General features: G+C 73.8%; 9 protein-coding genes. 1 reads left to right on the top strand and 8 read right to left on the bottom strand.

Translation table 11 applies throughout. From position 1 onward, the window contains the following. From MCM47_RS38640 to MCM47_RS38660, 5 genes are all read right to left on the bottom strand, one after another. Nucleotides 1-903: TolB-like translocation protein (locus MCM47_RS38640; RefSeq protein ID WP_238951629.1), on the bottom strand; the 903-nt coding region annotated here is incomplete at its 3' end. A gap of 93 nt (nucleotides 904-996) precedes the next feature. Next, on the bottom strand, nucleotides 997-2,262 hold the full coding sequence (locus MCM47_RS38645) for an MFS transporter (protein ID WP_238951630.1): 1,266 nt from the start codon (nucleotides 2,260-2,262) through the stop codon (nucleotides 997-999). Nucleotides 2,263-2,264: 2 nt separating this feature from the next. Further along, nucleotides 2,265-3,161 carry an alkaline phosphatase family protein gene (locus MCM47_RS38650; protein WP_238951631.1) on the bottom strand — a complete coding sequence of 299 codons (897 nt, stop codon included), beginning with the start codon at nucleotides 3,159-3,161 and terminating at the stop codon, nucleotides 2,265-2,267. A 156-nt stretch (nucleotides 3,162-3,317) separates the two neighbouring features. Continuing rightward, nucleotides 3,318-4,649 carry a S8 family peptidase gene (locus MCM47_RS38655; RefSeq protein ID WP_238951632.1) on the bottom strand — a complete coding sequence of 444 codons (1,332 nt, stop codon included), beginning with the start codon at nucleotides 4,647-4,649 and terminating at the stop codon, nucleotides 3,318-3,320. A 407-nt stretch (nucleotides 4,650-5,056) separates the two neighbouring features. Next, nucleotides 5,057-6,073, bottom strand: coding sequence for a helix-turn-helix domain-containing protein (locus tag MCM47_RS38660; RefSeq protein WP_238951633.1), 1,017 nt, complete (start codon nucleotides 6,071-6,073; stop codon nucleotides 5,057-5,059). Nucleotides 6,074-6,400: 327 nt separating this feature from the next. Here MCM47_RS38660 and MCM47_RS38665 point away from each other — a divergent pair, with 327 nt between their 5' ends. Then, complete coding sequence (locus tag MCM47_RS38665) at nucleotides 6,401-7,744, top strand: L-serine ammonia-lyase (protein WP_374209277.1); 1,344 nt, start codon at nucleotides 6,401-6,403, stop codon at nucleotides 7,742-7,744. Nucleotides 7,745-7,829: 85 nt separating this feature from the next. Here the strand turns inward: MCM47_RS38665 and MCM47_RS38670 are convergent, their stop codons facing one another. From MCM47_RS38670 to MCM47_RS38680, 3 genes are all read right to left on the bottom strand, one after another. After that, nucleotides 7,830-8,441, bottom strand: coding sequence for a helix-turn-helix domain-containing protein (locus tag MCM47_RS38670; protein ID WP_238951635.1), 612 nt, complete (start codon nucleotides 8,439-8,441; stop codon nucleotides 7,830-7,832). Nucleotides 8,442-8,550: 109 nt separating this feature from the next. Further along, nucleotides 8,551-9,018 carry a MarR family transcriptional regulator gene (locus MCM47_RS38675; RefSeq protein WP_238951636.1) on the bottom strand — a complete coding sequence of 156 codons (468 nt, stop codon included), beginning with the start codon at nucleotides 9,016-9,018 and terminating at the stop codon, nucleotides 8,551-8,553. A gap of 65 nt (nucleotides 9,019-9,083) precedes the next feature. Next, on the bottom strand, nucleotides 9,084-9,506 hold the full coding sequence (locus MCM47_RS38680) for an SgcJ/EcaC family oxidoreductase (RefSeq protein ID WP_238951637.1): 423 nt from the start codon (nucleotides 9,504-9,506) through the stop codon (nucleotides 9,084-9,086). Nucleotides 9,507-9,517: the final 11 nt, after the last annotated feature.

A 9,517-nucleotide genomic window follows, 5' to 3' on the forward strand; every position in this document is an offset into this window, starting at 1 on the left:
GCGGTCGTCCAGCCAGAGGGCCTGGTCGTCGATGTCGCGGTCCTCGGTGGTCGCCGTCTCGGCCATGGTCCTCAGGTCGAGGACGTAGAGCCGCCACGGGGCGTCCTCGGGCAGGCCGGGGACGCGCTTCTTGTAGGCGATGCGGGTGCCGTCGGGCGACAGGGACGGGCATTCGACGTTGTCGTGCAGGGTGGCGAGCGTGTGGTGGACGGCGTCACCGGCGACCAGGTGGGTCTTGCCGCCGGTGGCGAGGGTGGCGTAGAAGTGCTCGTCGTCGGCGAAGGTGACGCCCCAGATGTTGGAGTCGGCGGCGCGGTAGGGCTTGCCGTCGAGGGTGACCGCGTAGCCTTCCAGGTTCTCCTGCAGGGTCCAGGTGGTGGTGTCCAGGATCGTGGTGCGGGTGGAGAAGTCCGTGCCGGCGTAGGAGTCGCCGCCGACGAAGACCGTCCAGGCGACGAGGTGTCCCGAGGGGGACACCCGTGCCCGGGTGGGGATGCCGGCGAGGTCGTAGTGGCGCTGCTCGTGCAGGTCGGCGTCGAGGACGACCGCGCGGTAGGTGTCCTCCAGGACGCCGTGCACGGCCTGGAGGCAGATCCCGGTGCCGGCCGCGGCGTGGAAGCGCAGGCAGGCCGGTGCCGCCACCGTCCGGGTCGCCCCGGGATCGGCGAGCGGGACGGCGGCGAGGTGGTCACGTCGGGAGCCCCAGGTCATGGAGCGGAACACCAGGTGCGCTCCGGCGGCGTCCGGTCGCAGCGTGACGGTGCCCTCCCTGGCCGGCGGCCCGTCGCCCGCCCGGTCGCCGCCCCGGCTCGCCTCGCCGGCGCGCAGCACGGTCCAGGCGCCGGCCGCGACGAGGACGGCGACGGCGGCGAACAGGACGAGCAGACGGCGGCCGAAAGTCATACGGGATCCTCTTCCAGGGGGTACGTCGACGGACGGTCAGGCGGGACGGGCGGGGACGGCAGGAGGAGCGGACGGGCACCGGCGGGGGGTCGATCAGCCACTGCCTGCGCCCCGGTCATCGGTGAGCCGGCCCAGCAGGCGGGCCGCGACCGCGACGGCGACCGTGAGCACGGCGGTCATGACGGCCAGGGCGGCGGTGTCGCCCCAGCGGCTCCAGAGCGCGCCGACCGCGAGCGAGCAGGCGAAGCGGCCGGCGGCCTGGCCGGTGCCGACGAGCGCCAGGCCGGCGCCGCGCCGTTGCTCGGGCACGGCGCCCGCCGCGGCGGCGGCGAGGACGCCGTCGGTCGCGGCGTAGAAGAGCCCGTGCAGGGCGAGGACGGCGGCGGCGAGGACCGCGCCCCCGCCGGGCCGTGCGAGCAGCAGGCCGTAGCCGGTGAGCAGGGCGGCATGGCCGAGCACGAACAGGCGTCGGCGCCCGATCCGGTCGGCGAGGGTGCCGAGCGGGACGGCGAGCACCAGGTAGACGGCGGCGGTGCCCAGCGGCAGCAGGGGGAACCAGCCCGCGGAGAGTTCGAGCCGCCGCTGCAGCAGCAGGTAGACGAAGGAGTCGCTGACCGTGGCGAGCCCGAGCAGGGCGGCGCACGCGGTGGTCCGGCGCAGGGCCGGCAGGCGCAGCAGCTCACGCAGGCGCAGCCGCGCCGCGGGGGCGGGCGTGGAGCGCAGGCTGCGGCCGGGGACGAGGAGGACCAGGACGAGCACGCCGAGTGCCGCGACGTAGGAGCTGACGGTGAAGACGGCGTGGTATCCCCCGGGGGCGGCGCGCAGGATGAGGAAGGCGAGCAGGGGGCCGGCCAGCGCGCCGAGGGTGTCCATCGCCCGGTGCACGCCGAAGGCGCGGCCGCGCCGTTCGGGCGGGGTGGCGAGGGAGATCATGGCGTCGCGGGGCGCGGTCCGCAGCCCCTTGCCGACCCGGTCGACGGCGAGGACGAGGCCGATCAGCGGTGTGGTGCGGACCACGAGGAGTGCGGGCCGGCAGAGCGCGGAGAGGCCGTAGCCGGCGGTGGCGACGGCCTTGTGGCGTCCGCCGCCGCGGTCGCCGAGGAAGCCGCCGAGCAGCCGCAGGACGGCGGAGGCGCCGTTGAAGACGCCGTCCAGCACGCCGAAGCCGAGCGGGGAGACGCCGAGCGCGGTGACGAGGTAGAGCGGCAGGACGGCGGTGACCATCTCGGAGGAGACGTCGGTGATCAGGCTGACCGTGCCGAGGGCGAGGACGGTGGGGGCGATCCGCGCGGACCGCCCCGGCCCGGGGGCCGGGGCGGCGGCGGACGCCGCGGGACGTCGGCTGTCCGCGAGGTACACGGTCAGTTCCAGACGCCGGCGATGTCGGAGGCGCCGGCCGCCTTGCCGGCGTGCGTGGTGAGCCCCGCGAGGTCCTCCAGGGTGCGGAGCATGTCGTAGTGGTTGTACTTGGTGGTCGGCGCGGAGCCGGCCTTGACGGGCTGTCCGTACAGCACGGTGGGGATCTGGTTGCCGCTGTGCTTGTCGTCCTCGTCGTAGGTGATGACGAGGAGGCTGTTGTGGGTCTTGGCCCAGGCGGCGTACGCGTCGAGCTTGTTCTTGATCCAGCCGTCGCCGGTGCCCACGGAGCAGTCGTGCATGTCGCTGCAGAGGTTGGGGACGACGAAGGAGACCTTGGGGAGCTTGGTGAAGTCGCTGGGGAACTGGTCGAAGGTGTGGCCGCTGCCGGTCGGCACGTTCTTGAACGCGAACCAGGGGTTGTGCTTCTGGGCGTACTTGCCGCTCTTGCAGGTGGTGGAGCCCTCGCTGGGCAGCGACTCGTTGTAGCTTCCCCAGGTCTTGCCGGCCGCGATCAGCTCGGAGGCCAGGTTGGGGGCGGACATGGAGCCGGGGTTGTAGCAGTCGTCGCCGGTGATGCCCTGGGTGCTGCCGGAGAAGACGGCGAAGTAGTTCGGCTGGCTGGGGTGGGTGATGCCGTAGGAGGCCTTGAGGACGGCGCCGCCCTTGGCGAGCGAGTTCAGGTACGGCGCGTCCTTGCTGCCGATGATCTGCTTGTAGGCGTGGTTCTCCATCATGACCACGACGACGTGGTCCGGCTTCGGCACGGCCACCGCGGCCGAGGCGGAGCCGATTCCCACCGCGGCGGTGGCGGCGCCCGCCGCCAGGGCCGTCGGCAGGGCGACGGCGAGCAGGATCTTCTTCCGGGAACGGCGGTGACGGCCGGGGGTACCGGTGGACATGGTGTCTCCTGTGTCGAGGGGGGGTGGAACGGTGGTCCGATACGTGGGCGGCGGTACGCTGCCGCCGGTCCGGACGGGGCTCGACGGCCGGCTGGGGCACCTCGGGTGCCGGCCGGCCGGGGCCGGTCGGGGGGCCTCGGCCCCGGGGGTCGGCGGTCACCCGGCGGCGTGGTCGCCCAGGCCCGCGACGTAGAGGAGCCGGTTGGGGGTGTTCGTCCCGGCTTTGCCGATCCTGCCGGTCGTGGCCGCGCCGATCAGCGCGTCCTGGACCTGGGCGGGAGTGGCCGTGGGGTGGGCCGACAGGTAGAGGGCGGCGGCTCCGGTGACGTGCGGCGCGGCCATCGAGGTGCCGGTCAGCTTGCGGCTGTCCTTGTCACTGCCGTTCCAGGCCGAGGTGATGCCGGTACCGGGGGCGAACAGGTCGGTGCACGCACCCCAGTTGGAGTCCGAGCGGCGCTGGTCGTCGGAGGTGGAGTTGTTCACCACGACGGCCTCGGCGATGTCGCCGGGCGAGTTCCTGCACGCGTCGGCGCCGCTGTTGCCCGAGGAGACCACCCACGTGACGCCGGAGGCGATGGAGGTGCGGATCGCCTTGTCCTCGGCGGCGCTGACGCCGCCGTTGATGCTCATGTTGACCACGGCCGGCTTGACCGCGTGCTTGGTGATCCAGTCGGCGGCCGAGACGATGGCGGACGTGGGGATGGAGTCGTTGCACGGGGTGACGCGGACGGCGACGAGCTTCACGCCCCTGGCCACCCCGTAGTCCTTGCCGCCGACGGTGCCGGCGACGTGGGTGCCGTGGCCGAGGCAGTCGGCGCCGTTGCGGCCGTCACCGACCAGGTCCACCCCGATGCTCGCCCGCCCCCCGAACTGGGTGTGCGTGGTGCGCAGTCCGCTGTCGACCAGGTAGACCGTGACGTTGGAGGCGGTGTTCGGGGCGGTGTAGCTGTTGTCCAGCGGCAGGTTCCGCTGGTCGATGCGGTCCAGGCCCCAGCTGGCCACCGACGCCGCCTGGGCGGCCTGCGGCGCCGAGCCCGAGTGCTGGACACCGTCCTGTTCCACGGACTCGACCGCCGGATCCGCCGCCACCGCCTTCGCCTCGGCCGGTGTCATCTCGGCGGCGTAGCCGTGCAACGCCGTGTCGTAGACCGCCCGGACGGAGCCGCCGTGGGCCCGGACCAGCCGGTCCGCGAGGGACGCCACCGACGCCTCGGCCTGTACGCCGTCGGCGGCGGCCTTCTGCCCGGCCGGCGGGGCGACGTCCTGCGCGGCGCCCGGGGACGGCACCGCGCCGTCCTTGAGCACCACCAGGTAGCGGCCGGCTATGGACTCCGCGGCCGGCTGCGCCTCGCCGGCGGCGTGCAGGGCGGCGTTCGCCGGGCTGATCACCACCGCGGCCGCCGCGGCGGCGACGGCGGTGGCCGCGACGACGACGGTGGTCGGCCTCGCCCTACGGGCATGACGGTGGCGTGCGTTCTGCTGGGACAAGGATGACCTCCTGGGAGGGTGCGGCGACGGTTCGCCGCCTCGGATCGGCGACGGTGGTCGCGTGAGGGCGCCGGTGGAGGGCGCCGGTCGTCCGCACGGATCGACGACGGCGGGCCCGTCGGGGGCGCGCGGCACGCAAACGTCTCCTGGTGTGGGGGCAGGGAGATGGGGCGTCGCGGGGAGGACCGGCCACCCGTGGTCGCGATCGGTCCCTTCGGGGACCGGCCCTTCCCGTCGGGGGCGGTTGCGCTCCGGCGCTCAGCCCGGTGCACCAGAAGTACCGTCAGAGAGGCGCCGGGAGGAACGAGTTGACGCCATTGGCGCGCTTTGGCCACAAAGGTCGGACACGGTCGGATGCGTGTCGTGTCCGGGACTCGCCCTCGTGCGAGGGAGCCGCCCGCGGCCTGTCAGATCCAGCCGTTGCGCGCCGCGTGCAGCGCCATCTGGAAGCGGGTGACCGATCCGGCACGGGAGTTGAGCTGCTCCAGGTGGCGGGAGAGGGTGCGGCGGCTGACGCCCAGCAGCTCGGCGATGGTGTCGTCGGTGACCCCGGTGGCCAGCAGCTCGACGATGCGCCGGTGGATCGGGGTGAGCGCCGACGGCACGCGGCCGCTCAGGTGCATCGGCAACGCCGTCCGCCAGGACGCCTCGAACAACCCCGTCAGCGCGGACAGCAGGCTCGACGGGCGGACCAGCAGCAGCGAGTCGTTGACCTCGGCCTCGACGAACGACATCGACACGATGGCCAGTCTGCCGTCGAAGATGGTGAGCTTCACGGGGACGGTGGGCAGGATCCGGGCCTGCTCCCCGGCGGCGATACAGGGTTTGATGTTGACGGCGTAGTACTCGGCGTTCTGGACCGCCGAGCGGGAGTACACGACCCGGTACTCCACGCCTTGCCGGAGCTTCTCGATCTGGATCGGGTTGGCCGTCCCGTGCGTGTGGTACGGCGGCGAGTCGAAGCGCAGGACCTCGCTCTCGGCGGCTGCTTCGATGGTCTCGATGCGCTCGATGATGGAGGCGCCGGTGACGACCTCGACCAGGTTCTCGGTCGGTTGGGGGCTGACGGTACGCCGGTACCCGGTGTAGGCGTTGACGGCGGCCTGCTGGGCCTCACGGAGCTCGGCGGCGCGGCTGTGGGCCAGGAACTCCAGCGCGATGGTGGGCTCCACCGGCACGTGCCGGCCACCGTCGGCCTCCGAGACAGTGACCAGGCCCAGCCGACGCAGCTGCGCGAGGTCCTCCTCCCGTGCCCGGTCCTCGTCCGGACCGCTGCACCCGGGGGCCTCCCGGTCGCACCCCCGGTTCCCGGCCGGTGGTGCGCCGTCGTCGGCGCGGACGGCGAGCAGCGCCGTGTAGGTCTGCGCCTCACGGCGCGTCAGCCCCAGGCGACACAGGTGCGTCGGCAGGTCCTCGTCGGTCATCGGCGTTCCTCCCGGTGAAGGGCAGGCCGGCCCGGGCGTGCGCCGGAAGCGGCACGGCCGCTCCGGCCCCGTCGCTGCCGGCTGCGTGCGGTGTGCCGGGAATCGTGGCACGTACCCGTCGGTAAGTGGCGGGCCGGACCGCCCTCGGACCAAGATCCACACCAGGCCCGTCGAGGATCCACACCACCCGGGCCGGGGGCCGGGCGGCGCGGCACCCGGGAGGGGCCCGCGCTCACGACCGGGCGCCCGTCCGCGCCACTGGCGGTCCGTCGCCACCGTGCGGGTCCGGTCGGCGGTAGACCGGTGGCCCCAACCCCGGCCGCTCCCCTGGAGTCCTCCTTGATCAGCGTGTTCGACCTGTTCCGCGTCGGCATCGGACCGTCCAGTTCCCACACGGTGGCACCGATGCGCGCCGCCCACCACTTCGTCCGGGAGCTCGACCGGGCGGGCGTGCTGGCCGAGGTCGCGACCATCGACGTCGAGCTGTACGGCTCGCTGGCCGCCACCGGTGTCGGCCACGGCACCGACAAGGCCGTCCTGCTCGGGCTCGCCGGCGAGCGGCCGGAGACGGTCGACGTCGCCACCGCCGACGAGCGCTTCCGTCTGATCACGGCCGAGCGCCGGGTCCGGCTGCCCGGCTCGCAGACCGTCGGGTTCGACCTGGTCCTCCATCACCGCTTCCTGCCGGACGCCCATCCCAATGCCCTGACCTTCACGGCCCTGGACCGGGACGATGTCGTCCTGGGCACCCGGACCTTCTACTCCATCGGCGGCGGCTTCCTGCTCCACGAGGCCCTCGGCGCTCCGCACGAGGTGCCCCGTCCCTTCACCGACGCCAAGCAGCTCATCGACCTGGCCGGGAGCGGGCGGATCAGCGACCTGATGCTGGCCAACGAGAGCGTCCGGCGACCCGAGGCCGAGGTCCGCGCCGGGCTTCTGCAGCTGTGGCAGGTCATGCGCGACTGTGTCGACCGCGGCTGCCGGACGGACGGCACGCTGCCGGGCGGCCTGAACGTCGCGCGCCGCGCCCCGGCACTGCACCGCCGACTCCGGCAGCAGGGCGGTCCCGGGGATCCGCTGCGCGCCATGGACTGGGTCGCGCTCTACGCGCTCGCGGTCAACGAGGAGAACGCCGCCGGCGGGCGGGTCGTCACGGCACCCACCAACGGCGCTGCGGGCGTGCTGCCCGCCGTCCTGCACTACTACCACCGGTTCGTCCCCGGCGCCGACGACGACGGCACCGTGCGCTTCCTGCTCACCGCCGCCGCCATCGGCATCATCGTCAAGCGCAACGCCTCCGTCTCCGGCGCCGAGGTCGGCTGCCAGGGAGAGGTCGGCACCGCCGCCGCCATGGCCGCCGCCGGTCTGACCGAACTCCTGGGCGGCACCCCCGGCCAGGTGGAGAACGCCGCGGAGATCGCCCTGGAACACCACCTCGGCCTGACCTGCGACCCCGTCGCCGGACTCGTCCAGATCCCCTGCATCGAACGCAACGCCATCGGCAGCCTCAAGGCCATCGCCGCAGCCCGCCTCGCCCTCAACGGCGACGGACGGCACCTCGTCCCCCTCGACGCCGTCATCCGCGCCATGCGCGACACCGGAGCCGACATGAGCACCAAGTACAAGGAGACCGCGCTCGGTGGCCTCGCCGTCAACTTCCCCCAGTGCTGAGCACGGTGTCGGCACCGGCTCGGCGGGACTCCCCCGCGGCTACGCGGCGGCGCGGTGGAGCGGTGACCCGGCGGGCCGGGGTCGGTCAGCGGGAGCCCTCGTGGCCGGGGGTTCTCGCCGGTGCTTCCGGTCCGCCGGTCGTGCGGTCGTGGGATTCCGGCGGTCCGGCGAGGGCGCGGGCCCGGTGTGCGGTGGGGGTGGTGCCGTAGGCCTCGCGGAAGGCCCGGGTGAAGGTGGTGTGGTTCGCGAAGCCCCAGCGGGCGGCGATCGCCTGGACGGGGCGGTGCCTCAGACCGGGGCGGGCGAGGTCCGCGTGGCAGCGTTCCAGGCGTCGGCGGCGGATGGTGCCCGCGACGCCGGCGGGGCGGTCGCGGAAGAGGGTGTAGAGGGTGCGGAGCGAGATGTTGTGGCGGTCGGCGATCCGTCGGGGCGTCAGGTCGGGATCGGCGAGGTTGTGTTCGATGAAGGCGTCGATCCGTCGGAGCATGGCCTGGGCACGGGTCTCGGGCGGTGGGTCCTCGGCGGCTCCCCGGTGCCGGGCCAGACAGGCGGTGGCGAGGTCGAGGGCGATCGCTCCGGTCCGGGCCAGTTCGGCGGGCTGGCAGTTCGTGCCGTGGTCGACGAGGGTGCGCAGGAAGCCCGCGGCGATCCGCTCGATCCGGTCGGACCGCAGCGGCGGGCGGGTGCGCTCGTCCATCGAACCTCCTGTTCATCACGGGAACGGCGGGAGTGCGGGGCCGGGACCGCCTCCTCGGCGGTATCGCGCCGAGGAGGCGGGGAGGCCGGCGCCCGGGCCTGTCGTCCTGTCAGGGCATCGTTGCGCCGGCGTTGCGGATCAGCCGACCGAGCACCTTCAGCGTGGTGACGTAGTCGGCGTCGTCGATGCCCTCGTGGAGGGCGGCGCGGATCGCGGGGGCGTTGCGCGCCAGGTCGACGCGGGCCTGCTCCCCCTCGGCGGTGAGCCACAGCCGGTCGTCGGTGTCCCGCCGCAGCCAGCCGCGCTCGACGAGCACCGCGGACTCCGCCGCCAGGTCGTCCTCGGGCCGGATGTAGGAGCTCATGGCCTCCCGCAGCCCGTCCAGGGTCATCCCCTCGCCGTCGGGCGAGAGGTCGGTCGCCGACAGGTTGCGCAGCAGCCAGAACTGCGGCTGGGTGTAGCCCTTCTCGGCCTGCCGGGCCCGCGTGAAGGCGATCAGTGCCTCGTGGGCGACGCCGGTCCAGTAGGCGGCGGGCTGCCCGGCGAGTTCGGCATCGGTCATCCGGTGGGTGGTCATGGGACGTTCCCCCTCGTGGTGGGTCGGCTCGGCGTCCGTGCGGGCGGCCGGTCGTCGGCGGGTCGTCAGTCGACCGCGACGGTGTTCTGGGCGGCGCCGATGCGCCAGGTGCCGTCCTCCTTGACCAGGAGGTAGAACGGGCGGCCCTCGGGCCGGTCGGCGATCCGGGTCCCGTCGTGGCGCACCGGCTGCTGGCGCACGTTCACCGCGGCGACGTCGGGGCGCAGGAACAGCACGCGTTCGACGTCGTAGACCGCGGTGGACTCGGCCGCCGCGCCGGGCAGGACCTTGCGGGTGAAGGCCGCGATCTCCTCGAAGCCCGACAGGCGCTTGCCGTGGCCGGTGGTCCACACCGGGTCCTGGCGGCGGAAGACGCTCAGGAACCGGTCGACCAGCTCGTTGTGCTGGGCGTGCTCGACCTCGGCCACCAGGTGGCGGATCGCCGCGACCTCGGCGTCGGTCTGCGGCCCGGGGGGAGCGCCGAACACCTCGACGGGGC

It is taken from the genome of Kitasatospora sp. A2-31 (assembly GCF_022288725.1).
GTDB lineage: Bacteria > Actinomycetota > Actinomycetes > Streptomycetales > Streptomycetaceae > Kitasatospora.